Here is a 19198-nt window from a genome sequence, read left to right on the forward strand (position 1 = left end):
AACATACTGAGATTGCAATGTATTTTTATTGTAAAAAAGGGTTTTATTTGTTGACTTTCACATTCATCGAAGGTAAATTAAAATTTGAAATAATTGTTAAAGCATTTAACTAAATTAGAGAAAAGAGTGGAGTACTGGATGACAAAATCAATTACTCAGAGTAGCCCGACAGAAGAACGGCCCTTCTCGCTAAGAGCGATCCTTCCCCCGCTTCTTGCTATTATCGTCGGAATGATTATGGTTATTCTGGATGGAACCGTCGTGAATGTGGCTATACCCAAACTGGTGGACTATTTTTCTTCAGATTTAAAAACGATTCAGTGGGCGATTACAGGCTACACGTTAGCTTTAGCTGCTGTAATACCGCTCGCAGGCTGGATGACAGATCGCTTCGGTTCTAAACAAGTGTTTCTGGTGACGCTCACGTTGTTCATTCTCGGCTCCATGTTATGTTCTGTGGCTCAAACTTCTTCGCAGCTTGTTATTTTTCGTGTGATCCAAGGACTTGGTGGGGGGATGGTAGCTCCTATTGGGATGGCTATGGTGTTTAAGTTAGCTCCAGCAGAACGAAGAGGATCGATTATGGGCATGCTTGGGATTCCCATGCTGCTTGCACCTGCACTTGGCCCGATATTGTCCGGATGGCTTGTTGAATATGTTAGCTGGCATTGGATCTTCCTGATTAACGTGCCGATTGGGATTGTTGGTATTATTCTTGGTGTTAAGTATTTGCCCAAGACGGAGAAGATCGGTAAAGGCAACCTCGACATACTTGGCATTATACTGGCACCGATTGCGTTTTCCATGCTAGCTTATGGAGTAAATGAAGGTGGGTCGAATAGTTGGTCATCGACTCCAGCAATCCTTGGATTATCTGTTGGGGGCGTTGCACTGATTCTATTTATAATCGTTGAGCTGCGGCATAAACAGCCTTTGCTGGATCTGCGCGTCTTTCGCTCCTCAGATTTCACCCGCGGCATTATTTTAACATGGGTCATGCAAGCCGCATTGTTTGGTTCCATGCTGTTCGTGCCGCTATACTTACAGCAGATTCGGGCTTATACACCACTAGAGACGGGGCTGATTCTGCTTCCGCAAGCTTTAGCTTGTGTAATCGGCATGCCGCTTGGTGGTAAATTGTTTGATAAGATAGGGGCACGACCGCTGGCTTTTGTGGGTCTGAGCATCATTACAGTTACCCTATTCCTACTGTCTGGGATTTCGATGACTACAAGTCTAAACACCATTATGATGTATCTTGCTTTATTGGGATTTGGGATGGGTATAGCGATGATGCCACTCAATACACATGTTCTAAATGCCGCACCGCGTGAATTGGTGAGCCGGGTCACATCGCTTACAGCAGCGGCACAGCAGGTGGTTGTGGCCTTTGCCGTAGCAGGCTTGACGGGTTATCTGACAAGTCAAATTACTGTGCATATGGGAGCATTGAAAGCAGGAAGTAATCCTTTATCAGCAGCAGTTCTAGGTTTTGATGATGTATTTTTTCTATCTGGTTGTATAGCTGTAGTCGGTGTACTTATGAGTATTATCCTGCGCAAACCAAAGCTTTCCTCGAATGATTCCTCCTCCGAAGAGAGTCAGAAAGCAGATGCAGCAATGATGATGGGACATTAATTTATACGATAATCTTAGATAATAAAAAAAGGCGTCGTTCAGCTTGTATAGCTAACGACGCCTTTTTTGTATGAGAAAATCATCCTATAGATGTTCTGGTTTCTTCTGAGCCCACCTAGGGCTGAATGTAACTTTACCGAGTAGCTCCGATGCTACAATGCCTAGTAGAACAAGAGCTGCACCAGCATATCCTTGTATCGATAGCTTTTCAGCGGCGAACCAATAGCCAAACAACGCGGCGAATACCGGCTCAAGGGAGAAGATCAGTCCGGTGCGTGTAGGTGAAGTATATTTTTGAGCAATGGGTTGTAGGATGAAGCCACAGGCACTACAGAGAATCCCAAGTGCGAGGATCGCAATCCATGCTGGTAAGGTCGAAGGAAGCGAAGGTGTCTCGAATAGCGCAGATAACACTAGAGCAAACCCTCCGGCAAAACCCAACTGTAAGATTCCAATATTCAGTGAATCACACTCTTTTACAGCCTTGCCTGTAAATAAGATCTGTACCGCATAAAACACCGCCGAAAGAATACAGAGGAAGTCACCTGGTCCAATTTTTAAGGTAGCATTTAATGTAAGAAGTCCAATGCCAGCTATAGCGAGTACGGAGCCAAAGACTTGCGGAGGTGCAACTCTTTTTTTGAAAAGTATACGATCTATTATCGGTACAAATATGACCGTCAAGGCTACTAAAAATCCAGCGTTGGAGGTTGTCGTAGTCTTCAGTCCGAACGTTATACATGTGAACACGCCGAGGAGTAAGAATCCGAGTAGAGCACCATATTTCAATGTTTTGATGTCAACTTTTCGTAAACGTTTGTGGAAGATCACTGTGGCTAATATAAAAGCAAGTCCGAAGCGGAGTGCAATCAGATTGAATTCGCCTAACGTGCCTAACCCCATTTTCATAAATATGTAGGAGGAACCCCAAAATAATGTTACAACTAACAGCATCAGCTCAGCTTTGAGCGGTTTCATCTCGTCATCCATCCTTCTTCATTTTCAACTCAATTTAGTATAATACGGCTCTATACATAAGGTAACTGAATGTTTATCATAGGATACATGAGTAAAACTTATGTAAATTAAAAAGGTGAGGGATAGAGGTTGAGCATCAATAAGTATGAGATTTTTCTAAAAGTTGTAGAGCTAGGTAGTTTAACAAAAGCAGCAGATGTACTGGGCTTTACGCAATCTGGAATTAGCCACACGATTAGTAGCTTGGAGATGGAGTTTGGTTTCACGTTATTAATTAGAAATAGATCTGGCGTTAAATTGACGGTAAACGGGGAGCAAGTACTACAGCCTATCCGTGAAATTCTGAAGTGGAATGAAAAATTGAAGCAGGAAGTAGCAGATATACATGGGCTAGAGGTCGGGACCATTACCATCGGTACATTCACCAGTGTATCCGTGCATTGGCTGCCAGGAATGATTAAGCAATTTCGCAGTGAATACCCCTATATCGAAATCAGGTTGATGGAAGGTGGTTATTTAGAGGTTGAACAATGGATCGAGGCTGGAGTCGTTGACTGTGGTTTTATTTCTCTGCCTACGCGTGAGAAGTTCGAAGTGATTCCCTTAAAAAAGGACCGGATGTTAGGAATCGTATCCAAAGAAAATCCGCTTAGTGCAGAACCTTTTCTCTCCTTATCCCAAATTGCTAAAGAGGATTTCATCATCCCGAAGGCAGGTTCAGATTATGATGTTAGGCGTGTACTGGATAAGGCGGGCATCAAACCGAATATTAAGTTCTCAGCAGGTGATGATTATGCCATTATGGCCATGGTGGAGAAGGGACTCGGAATTAGTATTTTGCCAGAGCTTGTATTAACCCGTCAGAATTATAATGTAACGATGCTTGAATTGGAAGAACGTAGTTTCAGATCACTTGGAATCGCTGTACATTCTATGAAATACGCATCTCCCGCCACTAAAAAGTTTCTAAAGCATGTACAAGCGTGGTTGATGGGGCATCCCTGAACCCTAAGAATACACCGTTTAGAATGAGCAAAACCCCTGATTAATTCAGGGGTTTTATTATGAATGAATATCCAAAATAAGGGTTGACGAGGGACTTTGTTCATGAGAGAATGTACGCGCGTACATTTATTGAATGCGCTTTCGTAGGAGGGGTTTTTATCGCCAGCCGTAAAGAGGTTGCCGAGCTTGCCGGAGTCTCAGAAGCCACAGTCTCCCGCGTGTTAAACAACGTAGGCCCGCTCAAGGAAGAAACGAAGGAACGTGTGTTGGCAGCTGCGCTCAAGCTGGGATATACCCCTAGTTCACTCGCGCAGAGCTTTGCTCGTAGAAGAAGTGGGCACCTTGGTGTAGTAATGCCTTATTTGCCAAATGCACGCTTGTTCTCCACTTATTATTTTTCAGAAATATTAAGTGGAATTGGGAGTAAGGCGCGAGAAGAGGGTTATGATCTGTTAATGCTGTTTCGAAATGCCGAAGAGAGAGTGGACTATAACGAATTGTTTAAGATGCGGAAGATTGATGCTTGTATTGTACTCGGTGCCAAAGAGGATCCAGGTGAGCTAGCCTCACTTCGACGTTTGAAGGAGGAAGGTCATCCGTTTTGCCTGATTAATCAGCATTTTGAAGGAGAGGCTTTTCACGAGGTGGATGCTGATCATGTCGAAGGAAGCTGGCAAGCGGTCAGGCACTTACTGGATCAGGGCTTTACGAGGATTGCCTTTCTAAACGGGCCAGCATCTTATTCGAACAGCCGAGATCGTTTAACTGGTTATTTGCGCGCTTTGGAGGAGTCTAACCTTCCTTTAGATGAATCACTTCTATTCGAAGGTAACTTCAGTCGTAAAAGCGGTGCTATTGCTGCCAAGAAGATGTTGCCTCTGCTGAATGAGATTGATGCGATTGTAGCGGCCAATGATCGAATGGCCATTGGATTGCAGCAAGGTCTACAGGAACTAGGCATCCCAAGAGATCGCATCCCAGCCATGGTGGGTTATGATGATTCAGATGCTGCTGAGCTTACTACACCAGCCTTAAGCAGTGTGCGTGTTCCCTTTTATGAGCTAGGAGAAATTGCTGTATCTAAGGTATTAGAATTGCACGGGAATAGTCGCTCAGAAATATCAACCCCCTCCCAAGTTATCCAGATTAACTTACCGACTGAACTAGTAATACGAGCTTCATCTAAATCTAAGAAATCTGAGGAGGAATAAGATGAAACAGCTTCGCATTGGAATGATCGGTTATAAATTTATGGGTAAGGCGCACAGTAATGCTTACCGCAGTTTGCCAATGTTTTTCCCGAAAGCGCTTAAACCTGAGATGTCTGTGATTTGTGGACGGAATGCCGAAGCGCTTGCAGAGGCTGGCACTCAGTTAGGATGGTCGGATTGTGTTACGGATTGGAAAGATCTAATCGCTCGTGAGGATGTCGATCTTATTGATATAAATGCCCCTAGTAATGCACATAAGGAGATTGCTCTGGCAGCAGCCAAAGCTGGTAAACATATTTTTTGTGAAAAACCACTCGCACTGACCTTAGCGGATTCTCGTGAAATGCTGCAAGCCGCTGAAGATGCAGGGGTTACACATATGGTTGGTTTTAATTATCGCTTTTCACCGGCGGTTAGACTTGCTAAGAAGCTAGTAGAGAGCGGGCGGCTTGGGAAGATCTATCATTTTCGGGCTTGGTTTCTACAAGACTGGATTATTGATCCGGAGTTCCCGTTAGTGTGGAGATTGCAGAAGGAGATTGCGGGTTCAGGCTCACATGGTGACTTGGGTGCGCATCTCATTGATCTGGCACATTTCTTAGTAGGTGATGTGAAGGAAGTAATCGGTATGAGTGAGACCTTCATTAAAGAACGTCCACTTGCTGCTGAAATGACCGGATTAAGTGCCAAAGGGGATAAGGATGCTCCTAAGGGCAAGGTAACTGTAGATGATGCCACATTGTTTTTAGCCCGTTTTGATAACGGTGCCTTAGGTAGTTTTGAAGCTACAAGATTCGCAGCAGGTCATCGCTCTACCAATTCTTTTGAGATCAACGGAAGCCTTGGCAGTGTGAAATTTGATTTCGAGCGAATGAATGAACTCGAGGTTTATTTAACCTCAGATACAGAGGATGTTCAGGGCTTTCGGCGTGTGCTAGCAACGGACCCAGCTCATGAATATGCGGAGGCTTGGTGGCCGCCGGGTCATACAATTGGTTTTGAACATACGTTTATTCACGAAATGTTGGAGCTTTCTAACGCGATTGAAGAAGGACGTCAGCCTGTACCTAATTTCCATGATGGAGTGAAATGCCAAGCTGTGTTAGAAGCGGTAGAACGCTCTATTGAACAGCGCCGGTGGGTCGATATCTCTGAGATGTAATCAACAAAAATGCGTGTTTGAACAATCTCTATTAGAAGGAGTGCGAAAGATGAGAAAAGCATTGATAGTATGGGGCGGTTGGGATGGTCATGAGCCTGAACAGGTAGCTGATATATTCGCTAAGGTACTGCAAGAGGAACAATTTGAAGTTGAGGTATCGAATACACTTGAGGCTTTTGCCGATGCGGAGAAGCTTCTTGAACTAGATTTGATCGTTCCGGTATGGACGATGGGTACAATCGAACAGAATCTTGTGAATAATGTCTCGGCAGCTGTTCAGAACGGAACGGGACTTGCGGGTTGCCATGGCGGGATGTGTGATTCTTTCCGAAATAATGTGGATTGGCAGTTTATGACCGGGGGGCAATGGGTAGCTCATCCCGGCAATGATGGTGTGAACTACACCGTAGAGATTTGCCAAAGCTCAAGTCCTCTCGTAGAAGGATTAGAAGACTTCACCGTTTGTTCAGAGCAATATTATCTGCATGTAGATCCAGCTGTAGAAGTACTTGCAACGACTCGTTTTCCAGTTGTTGAAGGCCCACATTCTTTCAACAAAGCCGTGGATATGCCAGTAGCCTGGACCAAGCGGTGGGGTCATGGCAGAGTGTATTATAATTCACTCGGACATCATGCCGATATTGTAGCTATGCCACAGGTAAAGGAAATGATGCGCAGAGGACTGCTATGGGCTGCCGAAGGTAAAGTTCGCGCACAATCCCAAATTTCAGCGGTTAGTATTACCTATAGCGGAATGGCAGACAGTCAATAATCTCTGGGAGCGATCAACGAATGGATAAAGTCAAAGTAGGAATTATCGGATGCGGTAAAATCAGTAGCATATATATGGAGAACTGTCAGAAGTTCGAGATTCTTGATCTAGTTGCATGTGCGGACTTGGACTTGGAGAGAGCGAAGGAACAAGCCGATAAATACAATATTCCAAGCGTTTACACCACAGAGCAATTACTGAATGATCCAGAGATAGAGATCGTTATCAACCTGACGATTCCAGCTGTTCATGCGGATGTATGCCTGAAAGCTATCGAAGCGGGTAAACATGTGTATGTTGAGAAGCCACTTGCTGTGACGAGAGAAGAAGGACGCCAAGTTCTGTCAGCGGCTCGAGAAAAGGGCGTACTAGTAGGCAGCGCACCGGAAACATTCTTTGGATCGGGCATCCAAACCGTATTGAACCTGATCGATGAGGGTGTAATTGGTCAGCCCGTTGCAGCCACCTCGTTTATGATGGGTCGTGGACATGAACATTGGCATCCAGATCCTGAATTCTACTATGCTGCTGGAGGAGGTCCAATGTTCGATATGGGACCATACTATTTGACTGCATTGGTGCAGTTATTGGGTCCAATTCGTACGGTTAGCGGGATGACTGGAAAAGCACTAGAAGAACGTACGATTACAAGTGAGAAGAAATCGGGTAATAAAATTCCTGTTCAAATTCCAACTCACGTTGCCGGAACATTAAGATTTGAGAAGGGTGCCATTGCAACGTTGATTACAAGCTTTGATATCTTTGGCGGAAGTAATCTGCCGCATATAGAAATCTATGGAACACTTGGAACGATACAGGTTCCAGATCCAAATAACTTTGGAGGTCCAGTGAAGTACCGCCTAATGGGTGAGAATGACTGGACGGAACAGCCGCTACTACCTGGATATGATCAGAACACACGGGGGATTGGTCCAGCGGATATGGCTTATGCCATTCGGACGGGAAGAAAGCACCGTGCCAGTGGAGAATTGGCTTATCATGTACTAGAAGCGATGTGGGCATTCCATGATTCTTCAGATGCTCATTCATTCTACGAAATGAAGAGTACCTGCACCCGTCCTGAAGCTCTTCCGATTGGACTCGCTCCTTACACATTAGATTAGAGAATTCATTCTGAATCTGCAACCTATCACTTCCAATCTCCGTTTGAGAAGATAAAGAGTGAGGGAGTGACAAGGATGCGTAAGAGGCTTGGTGGCTGGATATGGATTTCAGTTGTTATTCTTTTCATAATTGGTTGTTCAGAAGATCAACAATCGAATAAGGAGCCGGCTCCAGCTGCTGCAATTACTGCAACTCCAGATATCTTGCCTACTGCGAGCGCTGGAATAGAAGATCCTAAAGCTGAAAAAGTACTTTACTCCAGTGATCCTGAAGCGATTAAAGCTTTCCTATCCGCTCAGAAGATTCCTAACGGAGATATCTATCTACAGGATAATAAGATTCATATCAATATAGTGGGTTTGAACTCGCAGATTGAGCAGCGGTTTGCTCAGACTTTCGCGGCAGGTACTTATGAGCTCCATGATGTTAAATATTCGATGCAAGAGTTATTAGCTGCACAAGAGCTTTTGCATAAACAAGAACTCTATCAGAAGCTTAATCTATACGGTTCCGGTGTGGACACGATTGGTAATAAAGTAACGATCACAATTCCATCTGATTATGCTGACACGGCCATACTTGAGATAGAAAAATGGATCGCTCCGGATATGTTGACCTACGACATTTCAGAGCTAGGCGAACCACATGTAATAGGTCAAATCGTAGATATCGATACCAAACAGGCGAAGCGGATTCTCATCCTTGAACCTGGCATGGAAGATCCCTCTTACTGGTTCTCATTCAATCAGAAGTCAACATTGTTTAATGAAGCTGGAGAATCGATTAGCTTTAAGGATTTGAAGGTTGGCCAGCAGGTTGAGCTATGGAGTACCGGTATGGTGGATGAATCTTTTCCCGCGCTTGCAAGTGTGCGGAGGTTACAGCTTAATGCTACGGAATAATCCAATAGCCAGCACCGTTTGGGAGAGGCAAACGGTGCTATTTTTCGTGAATAGAGAGAATCGCCTATTTTCGAACCCCTGAAGGGGTGATCCCTTTGTACTGCTTGTACAGCTTGGTAAAATAATTGGGATTGTCGCAGCCGACTCTACCTGCAATCTCAGTCACTGTAAAATTGGTCTCGAGCAGCAATCGCTCTGCTTCATTTACTCGGCAAAGATTAACATAATCGATGAAGGTTCGACCTGTTAGCTTCTTAAAGGTTTTGCAGAAATGATATGGATTTAGATTTACGGATCTTGCGGCGCTTTCTACGGTCATTTTGTCATCGAAATGATTCTCCATGTACTCTAGAAGTGGCTTAAAACGTTCGCGATTAAAGGAGTGCCGCTCATTCGTTCTACCGGATACTTGTTCAGGTAGAAAGGTGCGAGAGAGCAGCACAAAGAGTAAATGCAGTTGATTCTTGATGACCAGTTGAAAAGCAGGTCCCTTCTGCAGTACTTCATCAACGATGGTATCCAGAAGAGAAAAATATGTGGAGCAGGTCGGAACAAGCTCTGCAGGTTTGACCGGCAGCTGATAACGATTCTCTAAATAAGGGATTACAAACTGCTCATGCTGAGGATCCTGCTTCCAATCCTTAAACAAAGAACTATGGAATACGACAGAGATAAAACGAACATGATCATCCCGCAGACTGTACCCAACATGCAATCCTCCAGAGGGAACAAACAATACCTCTCCGGCATGCAGTTCATAGGGCTTGCTGTCTATGTGAAAAATGGCGCTGCCTTCTTGCATAATGATGATTTCGAAATGCTCGTGCCAGTGTAAATACAGGATATTCTGACCGATCTTTGCGTTCTTGCATTCATTAAAAAATAATCGGAATGGATACGTTTTTTCTTCTAATTGAGGATATTCTTTAAGATCATTAGGGTAACTCATAAATCACTCAACTCCCACAAGATACGACTATATAAACACAAGATAATAAGAGTTTTAAGCTCAGAAGCAGTATATACTCGGGTTGTAGCACTTACTATAAACCAATATTGGAGTGGTCACAAGATGAAGGATACAATGCGAATTGGAACATTAGTAGGCGGCGGCGACGCTGTAAGAGTGATTCCACAAATTGTAGGACATGGATTTGAATCTTTTAGCTTAACCTTCTGGCAAACAACAGGGGAAACAGATCTCGTGGAAACTGGAAAGCGTGTGCAAGAGCTTGCAGCAGAACATGACTTCGTGATCTCATCTGTTGGGATCTTCGGCAATCCTTTGACGAATACTGGTGATAATTCCGATGCAATCGCGAGCTGGGAGCGACTGATTGATCATGCTCATTTGTTCGGAACGGATATGGTATCAGGTTTTACAGGAAGGTTACCAGGGGTATCCATTGATGAATCTATTCCGAAGTTCACCGAGGTGTTTGGAGAGTTGTCCAAAAGAGCAGCGGATCGCGGTTTGCGAATTGCTTTCGAGAACTGTTCCATGGGTGGAGACTGGGGATCAGGTGACTGGAATATTGCTCACAATCCATTAGCTTGGGAGAAGATGTTCAATGCTGTGCCTGCTGATAATATAGGACTCGAATGGGAGCCATGTCATCAGATGGTCCAATTGATTGATCCGATTCCGCAGCTTCGTAAATGGACAGATAAGATCTTCCATGTACATGGTAAGGATGCCACCATCGCTTGGGATATCGTAAAAGAATATGGAATTCATGGCCCCAATCCTTATGTATGGCACCGTACTCCCGGCTTTGGAGATACGAACTGGACTGATGTTATTTCTATTTTGCGTCAGGCAGGTTATAAAGGTACGATTGATATTGAAGGCTGGCATGATCCTGTTTATCGGGATGAGCTGGAAATGATGGGACAAGTACATGCTTTAAATTATTTAAAACAATGCCGGGGCGGTAGCTTTGTACCTAATCCGCTGTAACCGTAGAGGGGGAGAATGATGACAGCACAGTACCGTGTAGCGGTTGCAGGTTGCGGAGGAATGGCTAACGCCTGGATTGAATACGCTTTATCACGTTCAGATACTCAGATTGTTGCTCTTGTAGATATACGATTGGAGTCAGCACAAGCGATGGCGGCAAAGCATGAGATTTCCTGTCTAACGTTTACTGACATTAAAGAAGCGATTCAGGCGACTGGAGCTAATCTTGTGTTTGACGTTACAGTTCCGGGAAGCCATTACAGCATTTCTAGCACTGCATTAGCACTCGGATGTAATGTGTTTAGTGAGAAACCACTGGCCGAGACTATGGAAGAGTGCACTAAGATTGTTGAGATCTCAGAAAGAACCGGAAATGCCCATGCTGTGATGCAAAATCGCCGATATGATCCGCGTATTCGTTCTTTACGCAACTTAATCGAGTCTGACACCATTGGTAGAGTAGGATACATCAGTTCTAGCTTTTTCCTCGGCGCTCATTTCGGAGGGTTCCGTGATGTCATGGAAAGTCCTCTGCTGCTGGATATGGCGATTCATACCTTTGATCAGGCCCGATTTATTAGTGGAGCCAATCCGATTTCCGTTTACTGTCAGGAGTTTAATCCTCCTGGATCATGGTATAAGGGGAATGCGTCGGCAGTGTGTATCTTTGAGATGTCGGACGGATCTGTATTTACTTATCAGGGGTCTTGGTGTGCAGAAGGTGCCTCTACCTCTTGGGAAGCAGCTTGGCGTCTGAATGGGGAAAAAGGAACTGCGATTTGGGATGGTCATGACATGCCATATGCAGAGGTAGTCGTAGCAGGAGATCAGAGTGATAGATTTATTCGTGATGTTGAGCGTGTAAATGGAGAAGCTGTTGATATGGACAAAACCTTCCATCAAGGATGTTTGGAGGAAATGTTCCTGTCCCTAGCAGAAGAGCGTTCAGCAGAGACGAATTGTAGAGATAATCGGTATAGTATGGCAATGGTATTTGGAGCGCTGGAAAGTGCTAAAACAGGTCAGAAAATTGATCTAGTAGAGTTCATGTGTACCTCAGAGTGATCAAAACCTTTTGTTAATTTTATCCAAACTTTAATGTTCATGTTATGATAGATAAGAACATTATTCGGGGAGGATATTATGTACAAAGCCATTATATTTGATCTAGATAATACATTAATAAATTATAGTACTTGTGAAATCGAAGCGATGAAAAGAACCTGTAACGATCATAATCTCTTCGTAGAAGATATTGAGGCGTGGTCTTTATTTTATGGAGAGTTTTCCGGTCATAATTTTCGCCATTGGATGAACTTTGTGGGTGGTGGTGAGATGAAGACTATAGGAGAGGTATTGAGGTATTCTTTTAGAGACACTCTTAAACAGGAGGAACTTTTTCATAGCAAACTGTCAGATACTTATTGGGATTATTTTTGCAATTCCTGTTATTTTGAAGAAGGAGCGGAACAGATCTTAACTTCATTTAAAGATAAGTATGCTCTGGGGATTATCACCAATGGGATCAGTGAGGCACAAAGAAAAAGACTGCAAGCCGGTAAGATCTATGAAATATTCAAATCCATAATGATCTCTGATGAGGTAGGCATCCGAAAACCTGATAAAAGGATTTTTGAAATGTCTTTAATAGATCTACAGCTAAGCAATCATGAAGTGCTGTTCGTTGGGGATTCTTTACAAGATGATTACCATGGTGCTGTGAATTCTGACATTGACTTCTGCTATTACAATCGCCAGAATATAGAGGTTCCTAAAGACCTCAAGCCTAACTATATGATTACTTCTCTTCTGGAGCTTAAAGATGTAGTGGGGTTGTAGCAATGCGATCAAGGAGAACACACAATGGAAATTAGAGCTTATCAAGAATCGGATATTAGTCAGCTTATCTCATTGTTCTATGAGACAGTTCATTTCGTAAACAAACAACATTATTCACAAGAACAGCTTGATGCTTGGGCACCTAAAGAAGAAAAGACCCTCAAACTTGATGCTTGGAGCACTTCTTTACGTCAAAATATTACTTATGTAGCCGAAATTAACGGGTACATAGTTGGCTTTTCGGATATGACGTTGGAAGGACATTTGGATCGTCTTTATGTCCACAAAGATTTCCAAGGCCAAGGCGTAGCCTCTGCTCTCGTGAACAAGCTTGAAATGAAGGCGAGAGAGCTTGGTCTTCATGAAATGGATACCGAAGCAAGTATTACAGCTAGACCCTTTTTTGAACGACAGGGATACCAGCTTATGATGAAACAAAATGTAGAACGAAAAGGAGTGCTGTTAGTTAATTATCGGATGAGTAAAAAGCTAATTTAATCAAAAAAGCAGATTGCTATGGTGAGCAGTCTGCTTTTTTTATCTAATGAAGGAGGATCAATCAACAAGCTTTATTTGGATGAAGAATAACGATTTATAAAATTAGCGACTCCATTTGGAACGAATTTGTTAACTTCATTATTAAACAGGTCTGTATAGTTTGCAGTGATAACTTTACTTGGTACTAACGTCAAGTTTGAAAAATATTGCTTATACGCCTTATCATAGGCGGATTTATTCACTTCTTTTTGATTTACATAATAGCTTGGCAAATCATCCGTTTTTTCTTGATCTGGAATGTCGGCCAAGAATATCTCTTTGTCATTAAATTTGGTTCCTTGGATACTAATCTCATAAACCTGCAAATTAGAATTGTACGAACCACTGCCATCTACAAAAGCGATATAACGTAATGTTCCATCTTTTTTGTTCTTATAGAGATGCAGGCCACGATTTTCATCGCGTGGTAGAAATCCACCCATACCTACATTAAATATACCCTCTGAAATATCCTTCAGTTTTCCTTGATAATTGAATGGAATGACTTTTCCATTTTGGACGGTTAGAGCAATGTTGATGGGCTGAATGAATCGTAAAGAATACCCCTGTATAAGTTCAGGAGTACCATCAAAGTTCAAATCTACTAAAGTGAAATAATTGAAGTCACCGTCATAAGACCTATCTCTAGTAGCATCCATTAACGTTTTCTTGATATACTCAGAGTAAAGTGTCTTCCATGATTTTGCAGTTGCTTCTTTTGCTGACGCAGTAATTGGAATACTCCCCAATAATAAAAGTAATGTTACTATGATCCATGCAGTTCGTTTCATGACTCATTAGCTCCTTATCATATTACTATGTACTGGAAATTAATATTACTATTGTTAGACAATATGTTCCAGTAATAATATGGTATATGAAGGGTGTTTAGTCATAAATCAATTTCATTAAAGCCTCCGAGTCAAAACGATCTCCTTGCACTAACCATTGACCATCCACATCAAACATAGTCAGTATTCCCTCCAAAGGGACACGTTTACTTTCTTTGTCATCCTTATCCAACAAAACAAGATCACAAGTATATTTTAACTCAACAATATTTTTCTTTTGTTCGGAAAGGGTGAACTTTAGATTATCTGGTTTTAAAGAAAGCTTTTGTTTATTAGCGATTTGAAAAGGGATAGTTGTGATTCGGCTTCCTATAGCTTTTTCGGTATAGTATTCAGTAAAGTACGGTTTCATTTCTTCATTTCGGGCTAGAATGGATTCCTCAGAAAATAAATCATCAGAAACCTTAATGGTATATTCAACATTTTTGTACTTCTCAGCGGCTTTAGTGGCATCATCCACTTCTGAACTACAGCCCATAATTAACGTTAGGGATAATAAAATCATACTCAAGATCAATGGTGATTTACGCATTCGAACACCTCCATGTAATTGATTCTGTATTATTATACTTATATTACCATACATTGGTTTCACAGCTTCAAGAAGAAAATGATTCAACTCCCTAAATATGGTATGGTGTAAATATTACTATCAAAAACCTAAAGGGATGGGATACACTTGAATTTTTTTCCTATTACATACTCACTGTTGGCAACAGACGCATTATTATTACATATTAAAGAGCATTATGAGATTCCAGAACCAGTACAGCTGCAGTATTTTCTTAGAGGCATGAACGATACATACATCTTAGAAACGGCATTGGAAAAATACATCTTTCGTGTTTATCGTGCGGATAGACGGAGTAGATCGGATATTGATTTTGAATTAGAATTGTTGAACGACTTGCACGAAAAAGGTGTAAACGTCTCCATTCCTATTCCTCGAAAAGATGGGATCATATTTAATAAATTTTTGGTGCCTGAGGGTGTGAAGTATGGCGTTATGTTTAGTTTTGCTGTAGGAAATGAAAAGCCTATTCATGCGGTAGAAGACAGCTATTTATTTGGTCAGTCAGTTGCACAAATCCACACAGCTACGGACAACTTTAAGAGTGCACATGTAAGAGGTAAGCTTGATTTTGAACATTTAATTGAGAAACCGCTTCATACGATCAAACAGCATATGAACCATCGACAAGAGGATTATCAATTCCTGTATGACCTGGCCATACAATTAAAAGCACAGATTGAAGTACATCTGGAAGCGGGGCTCGACTGGGGCATCTGCCATGGCGATTTGCATGGGAATACGAATGTGACTTTCACGGACGAAGGGAAATTAACTCATTATGATTTCGATATTTGTGGTTACGGATGGAGAGCCTATGATATCGCAGAGTTTAGATTGGCAAGAGAGATTCATAGTGGCCATGATAAAGATGAAGTAGAACGGTTATGGGCAGCATTTTTAAATGGATATAAAAGTTTAAGAAATCTCAGCGATAATGATATTAGTGCTGTTCCTATGTTCGTTGCGCTTAGACAGCTTTGGTTATTTGCTTTATGTTTCAGTGAAGGTGAGCTTATTGGTGCAGCTGACTTTGACAATGGATTTATCGACAGTAAAATGGATTATTTTAGAAATTTAGAGGTGATCAAATGAATGATGAATTGGGCAGTAAAGAAGCCATAAAAAGATGGGATAAATACGCAGAACTAATCTCAACTTCGTACGGCGAAAACGGGGATATCCATCGAGAAATTTTTTTGAATCCAGCTTTATTCAGTCTCATGGGTTCTGTTGAAAATAAGAAGGTGCTAGATGCAGGCTGTGGTGAAGGATATTTAAGCAGAATGTTAGCTAGGGCAGGTGCCTCAGTCACTGGCGTTGATTACTCGCAGAACATGATAACGATAGCCAAGAGTAAATCACCAGAGGAATTAAAGATAAACTTCTATCATGGCAATTGTGAAGATCTCAGCTTTCTCCAGAAGGAGAGTTATGATCTCATCGTTTCTAACATGGTGATTCATGATTTATCCGATTATGAGATGGCGATTCATGAAATGTATCGGTTGTTAGTCGATGGAGGGACGTTTATATTCTCAATTCCACATCCTTGCTTTGTAACCCCTGGTAGCGGGTGGGTGAAGTCGGATACTGGAGAGAAGCTTTATTGGAAAGTAGATAATTATTTTTACGAGGGCACTTATAATCAGAACTTCCCAATAGATCAAGAGGAAAAGTTTCTGATTTTTCATAGGACGTTATCCAGTTATGTAAATACGATTGTACGGGCTGGCTTTCAAATCGAAGAAATGATTGAACCGAAGCCCTCTGCTGAAATGCTTGAGAAGTATCCGTCTTTTGAGGAGGATTTTCGCTGCAGCGATTTTTTGGTTTTTAAACTGCGTAAGTAGGGGGGAGAAAGATGAACCATAACATTTTCAAAGAAGTTATAGACTCTGAAGAAGAGCTAAGGTCAATGTATGGGTATCCCAGTGAATTGGTTAACAACAAGAGTATAACCTTCATCGATCATCATTGCCGAGATTATATATCCAAATCACCGTTACTCTTTATAGCAACAAGTGATTCAGCTGGCAATTGTGATGTATCTCCGCGTGGGGATGCTGTAGGTTTTGTATATGTGTTAGATGACAAACATTTAGTGATTCCTGAGCGACCTGGTAATCGACGGTTTGATTCTTTGCGCAACATCCTTTTAAATTCAAAAGTGGGTTTGATATTTATTATTCCCGGTCTTGAAGAAACCTTAAGAATAAATGGACATGCAAGGATTATCAAAGATCAAGAAATAATGGTTCATATGGAGGCTCAAGGTAAACTACCGAAATTGGGCATTGCCGTTGAAGTGGAAGAGTGTTATATGCATTGTGCTAAAGCTTTTAAAAGATCACATCTATGGGATGATACGTATTGGCCATTGAAAGCAGAGCTGCCTAAACCTTCGGTTATCATAGCAGAACATGCAAAAGAGCTTGGGATTTCTCAAGAGGATGTATCAAAGGGATTAAAGGATAGCTATGAGAATCGGTTATATTAGAAATGAAAGGATTAACTAAGATGAGCAAAGCTTTAAAACTCACTCCAGGGAATAAAGTAGGACTTATCGCTTGTTCTGATGGTGTGAGAGTGGAAAACCTGCCTAAAGTAGAAGAATTAATTAGAATTCTGAACTCGGTTGGTCTAGAGGTAGCGATGTCTAACACCTTGTTTAGAAGAGATGGTTATTTCAGTGGCAATCCTAAGGAAAGAGCAACGGAGTTGAATCGTCTATTTAATAATGATGAAATTCTTGCGATTTTTGATATTTCAGGTGGGGATTCCGCGAACCAGATCTTGGAATATCTCGACTACGATAATATTCGATTGCATCCGAAGCCTTTTTTCGGAATGAGTGACTTGTCCGTTATTTTGAACGCTTTACATACACAAAGTAATTCGAAATCCTATCACTATCAGTTGATGAATCTCGTATCTTCTGATGGGGCGGAGCAGCAAGCTGCTTTTTATCGAACATTTTTCGAAGGACATAACGATCTTTACGATTTCGACTTTCATTGGGTCCGTGGGAACCAGATGAGTGGGATTGTAATTGGCGGCAATATTCGATGTTTTATGAAGCTGGCAGGAACAAGTTATTTTCCAGACCCTTCGAACAAGATTTTATTCTTAGAGAGTTTAAGTGGCAGAGCTAACAAAATCGTCTCCTTATTTGCTCAGCTTCAGCAAGCTAGAACTTTTGATAAATGTGCTGGAGTGATTCTTGGGTCGTTTACTGAGCTTGAGAGCTATAATGAATTTTCAATCGTAGAAGCGTACTTGAAGGAAATCAGCGGGATTCCTATCGTGAAGACGGACGAGATCGGGCATGGTAGTGACAGTAAGTGTATTGTTGTGGGTGAGAATATTACTTTATAAGAGCTAAAGGTGGATGATTGGTTTTCAAGGTGATTTATGTTGATAAGAGAGGAGTCAGAGAGAGTTATGATGTCCACACACGACTACCCATCTAAAGAGGTATTGAAAAATGCTATACATACTGCCTATCTATCTCTCGATCTTGAATTTGAGGGCATTGAGAATGCTCAAAAAGACACTCGTATGGAAGGCGTCGATCGTACTCCAGCAGAAATCCTTGCCTATCAATTGGGCTGGTTGAATCTTGTGATGAAATGGGATAAGGATGAAAAAGCAGGGATAACCGTTATTACACCTTCACCAGATTATAAATGGAATCAGCTTGGCGGATTATATCAATCGTTTTATCATACATATGCCACCTACTCATTAGACGAGTTAAGATCTTTATTTCAAGAGACAGAACATCAGTGGCAGAGCTGGATTGATTCTTTAAGTGATGAAGAACTTTTTACGCAAGGCGTGCGGAAATGGACAGGAAACAATCCGAGATGGCCTATGATCAAATGGATTCATATCAATTCCGTTGCACCGTTCAAGACTTTTCGTTCGAAGATTCGTAAATGGAAAAAGCTTAATTGTATTAGCTCAAATTAATAACCGCAGACCAAGCCATTGTCTAAGAGAAGAAATCTCTGAAGCAGAGGCTTTTTTCATATACATAGAAGGAATTTAGATTAGCATTATGTGGAGGAGATGGGATTAGTGGAAGAGAATGTATACTAGTCCCGAAAAAAGATGAAAAGGGTGGATCTTTTGAGAAAAAGCATCACAATAATCAGTTCACTTATATTATGTATTGCATTAAGCACTATCATTTATATCGTGGTAAACAATAATACTAAACCCACAGTTAGTCCAGAGAACATTGAATTAAAGGAGCTAATAAATTCGGATGTAACACAAATCAAATTTTCGGAAAAACCAACGGTATTAGTATTTTTCACCTCTTGGTGTCCGTATTGTAATGAAGATGCTCCAAAGATTGTTTCTTTGTATAAAAAATATAAGGATAAAGTGAACATCTACGGCATTAATCCAATTTATCGTGATGATGTTTCAGAAGTTGAACAGTATGTTAAGAAATACAAAATTGATTATCCCGTACTTCTAGATGAAACAGGAGCTTTCTATAAACATTATGGGGAACCAGGTTTTCCTACATTGTACTTGATAGATTCTGAAGGGGAAGTGCTTGATCAAATTATAGGCTCATCTGATCTTGAGGTTATTGAGAGTTCGTTAAATATTCTTATAGAGTATTTTTGA

The 19198-nt window shown here is 41.6% G+C and carries 21 protein-coding genes; 17 read left to right on the forward strand and 4 right to left on the reverse strand.

All coding sequences use genetic code 11. The features are described 5' to 3' along the window. Positions 1-138 precede the first annotated feature (138 nt). Positions 139-1638, forward strand: coding sequence for a DHA2 family efflux MFS transporter permease subunit (locus tag NSS87_RS13730; RefSeq protein ID WP_042187809.1), 1500 nt, complete (start codon positions 139-141; stop codon positions 1636-1638). An 84-nt stretch (positions 1639-1722) separates the two neighbouring features. Here the strand turns inward: NSS87_RS13730 and NSS87_RS13735 are convergent, their stop codons facing one another. Further along, positions 1723-2616: a DMT family transporter gene (locus NSS87_RS13735; RefSeq protein WP_042187811.1), complete on the reverse strand. Its 894-nt coding sequence runs from the start codon at positions 2614-2616 to the stop codon at positions 1723-1725. A gap of 129 nt (positions 2617-2745) precedes the next feature. Between NSS87_RS13735 and NSS87_RS13740 the strand changes: the two genes are divergently transcribed. The 6 genes from NSS87_RS13740 to NSS87_RS13765 all read left to right on the forward strand — a co-directional run bounded on the left by NSS87_RS13740 (position 2746) and on the right by NSS87_RS13765 (position 8793). Then, entirely contained in the window at positions 2746-3621 is an 876-nt protein-coding gene (locus NSS87_RS13740) for a LysR substrate-binding domain-containing protein (protein WP_042187813.1), read from the forward strand. 110 nt (positions 3622-3731) lie between these two features. Beyond that, positions 3732-4832: a LacI family DNA-binding transcriptional regulator gene (locus tag NSS87_RS13745; RefSeq protein ID WP_339247779.1), complete on the forward strand. Its 1101-nt coding sequence runs from the start codon at positions 3732-3734 to the stop codon at positions 4830-4832. A 1-nt stretch (position 4833) separates the two neighbouring features. Continuing rightward, on the forward strand, positions 4834-5994 hold the full coding sequence (locus NSS87_RS13750) for a Gfo/Idh/MocA family oxidoreductase (protein ID WP_339247782.1): 1161 nt from the start codon (positions 4834-4836) through the stop codon (positions 5992-5994). 49 nt (positions 5995-6043) lie between these two features. Beyond that, entirely contained in the window at positions 6044-6766 is a 723-nt protein-coding gene (locus tag NSS87_RS13755) for a ThuA domain-containing protein (protein ID WP_339247784.1), read from the forward strand. 20 nt (positions 6767-6786) lie between these two features. After that, the gene (locus tag NSS87_RS13760; protein WP_339247787.1) at positions 6787-7890 is read left to right on the forward strand and encodes a Gfo/Idh/MocA family oxidoreductase; all 1104 of its coding nucleotides are present in this window, start codon (positions 6787-6789) and stop codon (positions 7888-7890) included. A 75-nt stretch (positions 7891-7965) separates the two neighbouring features. After that, positions 7966-8793, forward strand: coding sequence for a hypothetical protein (locus tag NSS87_RS13765; protein WP_339247789.1), 828 nt, complete (start codon positions 7966-7968; stop codon positions 8791-8793). Between the two features lie 64 nt (positions 8794-8857). On the opposite strand, the gene NSS87_RS13770 is transcribed toward NSS87_RS13765, so the two are convergent. Beyond that, positions 8858-9742 (reverse strand): AraC family transcriptional regulator, encoded by an 885-nt coding sequence (locus tag NSS87_RS13770; protein ID WP_042187825.1) that lies wholly within the window; start codon positions 9740-9742, stop codon positions 8858-8860. A 123-nt stretch (positions 9743-9865) separates the two neighbouring features. Here NSS87_RS13770 and NSS87_RS13775 point away from each other — a divergent pair, with 123 nt between their 5' ends. The 4 genes from NSS87_RS13775 (at position 9866) to NSS87_RS13790 (ending at position 13090) form a co-directional block, all read left to right on the forward strand. Next, positions 9866-10753 carry a sugar phosphate isomerase/epimerase gene (locus tag NSS87_RS13775; protein ID WP_042127341.1) on the forward strand — a complete coding sequence of 296 codons (888 nt, stop codon included), beginning with the start codon at positions 9866-9868 and terminating at the stop codon, positions 10751-10753. 18 nt (positions 10754-10771) lie between these two features. Next, positions 10772-11818, forward strand: a complete 1047-nt coding sequence (locus NSS87_RS13780) for a Gfo/Idh/MocA family oxidoreductase (protein WP_339248557.1) — start codon at positions 10772-10774, stop codon at positions 11816-11818. Between the two features lie 78 nt (positions 11819-11896). Beyond that, the gene (locus NSS87_RS13785; RefSeq protein ID WP_339247792.1) at positions 11897-12592 is read left to right on the forward strand and encodes an HAD-IA family hydrolase; all 696 of its coding nucleotides are present in this window, start codon (positions 11897-11899) and stop codon (positions 12590-12592) included. Between the two features lie 24 nt (positions 12593-12616). Next, complete coding sequence (locus NSS87_RS13790) at positions 12617-13090, forward strand: GNAT family N-acetyltransferase (RefSeq protein ID WP_339247794.1); 474 nt, start codon at positions 12617-12619, stop codon at positions 13088-13090. 71 nt (positions 13091-13161) lie between these two features. Here NSS87_RS13790 and NSS87_RS13795 read toward each other — a convergent pair whose 3' ends face one another. Both NSS87_RS13795 and NSS87_RS13800 read right to left on the reverse strand, forming a co-directional pair. Further along, entirely contained in the window at positions 13162-13920 is a 759-nt protein-coding gene (locus NSS87_RS13795; protein ID WP_339247797.1) for a hypothetical protein, read from the reverse strand. Between the two features lie 97 nt (positions 13921-14017). Continuing rightward, a complete protein-coding gene (locus tag NSS87_RS13800; RefSeq protein WP_339247799.1) occupies positions 14018-14512 on the reverse strand; it encodes a hypothetical protein in 495 nt (164 codons plus the stop codon). A 147-nt stretch (positions 14513-14659) separates the two neighbouring features. On the opposite strand from NSS87_RS13800, the gene NSS87_RS13805 reads away from it, so the two are divergent. The 6 genes from NSS87_RS13805 to NSS87_RS13830 all read left to right on the forward strand — a co-directional run bounded on the left by NSS87_RS13805 (position 14660) and on the right by NSS87_RS13830 (position 19198). Next, the gene (locus tag NSS87_RS13805; RefSeq protein WP_339247802.1) at positions 14660-15646 is read left to right on the forward strand and encodes a phosphotransferase; all 987 of its coding nucleotides are present in this window, start codon (positions 14660-14662) and stop codon (positions 15644-15646) included. Next, entirely contained in the window at positions 15643-16404 is a 762-nt protein-coding gene (locus NSS87_RS13810; RefSeq protein ID WP_339247804.1) for a class I SAM-dependent methyltransferase, read from the forward strand. The genes NSS87_RS13805 and NSS87_RS13810 overlap by 4 nt, the downstream gene beginning before the upstream one ends. Before the next feature lie 11 nt (positions 16405-16415). Next, entirely contained in the window at positions 16416-17051 is a 636-nt protein-coding gene (locus NSS87_RS13815) for a pyridoxamine 5'-phosphate oxidase family protein (protein WP_339247807.1), read from the forward strand. A 20-nt stretch (positions 17052-17071) separates the two neighbouring features. Continuing rightward, positions 17072-17929: a S66 peptidase family protein gene (locus NSS87_RS13820; protein ID WP_339247809.1), complete on the forward strand. Its 858-nt coding sequence runs from the start codon at positions 17072-17074 to the stop codon at positions 17927-17929. A 69-nt stretch (positions 17930-17998) separates the two neighbouring features. Continuing rightward, entirely contained in the window at positions 17999-18526 is a 528-nt protein-coding gene (locus NSS87_RS13825; protein ID WP_339248560.1) for a ClbS/DfsB family four-helix bundle protein, read from the forward strand. Between the two features lie 159 nt (positions 18527-18685). Further along, complete coding sequence (locus tag NSS87_RS13830; RefSeq protein WP_339247812.1) at positions 18686-19198, forward strand: TlpA disulfide reductase family protein; 513 nt, start codon at positions 18686-18688, stop codon at positions 19196-19198.

It is taken from the genome of Paenibacillus sp. FSL F4-0243, assembly GCF_037963295.1.
Taxonomy (GTDB): domain Bacteria; phylum Bacillota; class Bacilli; order Paenibacillales; family Paenibacillaceae; genus Paenibacillus_AQ.

Excerpts from the sequence above, each read along its gene's own strand:
- NSS87_RS13730 (WP_042187809.1), top strand. The coding sequence starts at position 139 with ATGACAAAATCAATTACTCAGAGTAGCCCGACAGAAGAACGGCCCTTC.
- NSS87_RS13735 (WP_042187811.1), bottom strand. The coding sequence starts at position 2,616 with ATGAAACCGCTCAAAGCTGAGCTGATGCTGTTAGTTGTAACATTATTT.
- NSS87_RS13745 (WP_339247779.1), top strand. The coding sequence starts at position 3,732 with ATGTACGCGCGTACATTTATTGAATGCGCTTTCGTAGGAGGGGTTTTT.
- NSS87_RS13750 (WP_339247782.1), top strand. The coding sequence starts at position 4,834 with ATGAAACAGCTTCGCATTGGAATGATCGGTTATAAATTTATGGGTAAG.
- NSS87_RS13755 (WP_339247784.1), top strand. The coding sequence starts at position 6,044 with ATGAGAAAAGCATTGATAGTATGGGGCGGTTGGGATGGTCATGAGCCT.
- NSS87_RS13760 (WP_339247787.1), top strand. The coding sequence starts at position 6,787 with ATGGATAAAGTCAAAGTAGGAATTATCGGATGCGGTAAAATCAGTAGC.
- NSS87_RS13765 (WP_339247789.1), top strand. The coding sequence starts at position 7,966 with ATGCGTAAGAGGCTTGGTGGCTGGATATGGATTTCAGTTGTTATTCTT.
- NSS87_RS13770 (WP_042187825.1), bottom strand. The coding sequence starts at position 9,742 with ATGAGTTACCCTAATGATCTTAAAGAATATCCTCAATTAGAAGAAAAA.
- NSS87_RS13775 (WP_042127341.1), top strand. The coding sequence starts at position 9,866 with ATGAAGGATACAATGCGAATTGGAACATTAGTAGGCGGCGGCGACGCT.
- NSS87_RS13780 (WP_339248557.1), top strand. The coding sequence starts at position 10,772 with ATGACAGCACAGTACCGTGTAGCGGTTGCAGGTTGCGGAGGAATGGCT.
- NSS87_RS13785 (WP_339247792.1), top strand. The coding sequence starts at position 11,897 with ATGTACAAAGCCATTATATTTGATCTAGATAATACATTAATAAATTAT.
- NSS87_RS13790 (WP_339247794.1), top strand. The coding sequence starts at position 12,617 with ATGGAAATTAGAGCTTATCAAGAATCGGATATTAGTCAGCTTATCTCA.
- NSS87_RS13795 (WP_339247797.1), bottom strand. The coding sequence starts at position 13,920 with ATGAAACGAACTGCATGGATCATAGTAACATTACTTTTATTATTGGGG.
- NSS87_RS13800 (WP_339247799.1), bottom strand. The coding sequence starts at position 14,512 with ATGCGTAAATCACCATTGATCTTGAGTATGATTTTATTATCCCTAACG.
- NSS87_RS13810 (WP_339247804.1), top strand. The coding sequence starts at position 15,643 with ATGAATGATGAATTGGGCAGTAAAGAAGCCATAAAAAGATGGGATAAA.
- NSS87_RS13815 (WP_339247807.1), top strand. The coding sequence starts at position 16,416 with ATGAACCATAACATTTTCAAAGAAGTTATAGACTCTGAAGAAGAGCTA.
- NSS87_RS13820 (WP_339247809.1), top strand. The coding sequence starts at position 17,072 with ATGAGCAAAGCTTTAAAACTCACTCCAGGGAATAAAGTAGGACTTATC.
- NSS87_RS13825 (WP_339248560.1), top strand. The coding sequence starts at position 17,999 with ATGTCCACACACGACTACCCATCTAAAGAGGTATTGAAAAATGCTATA.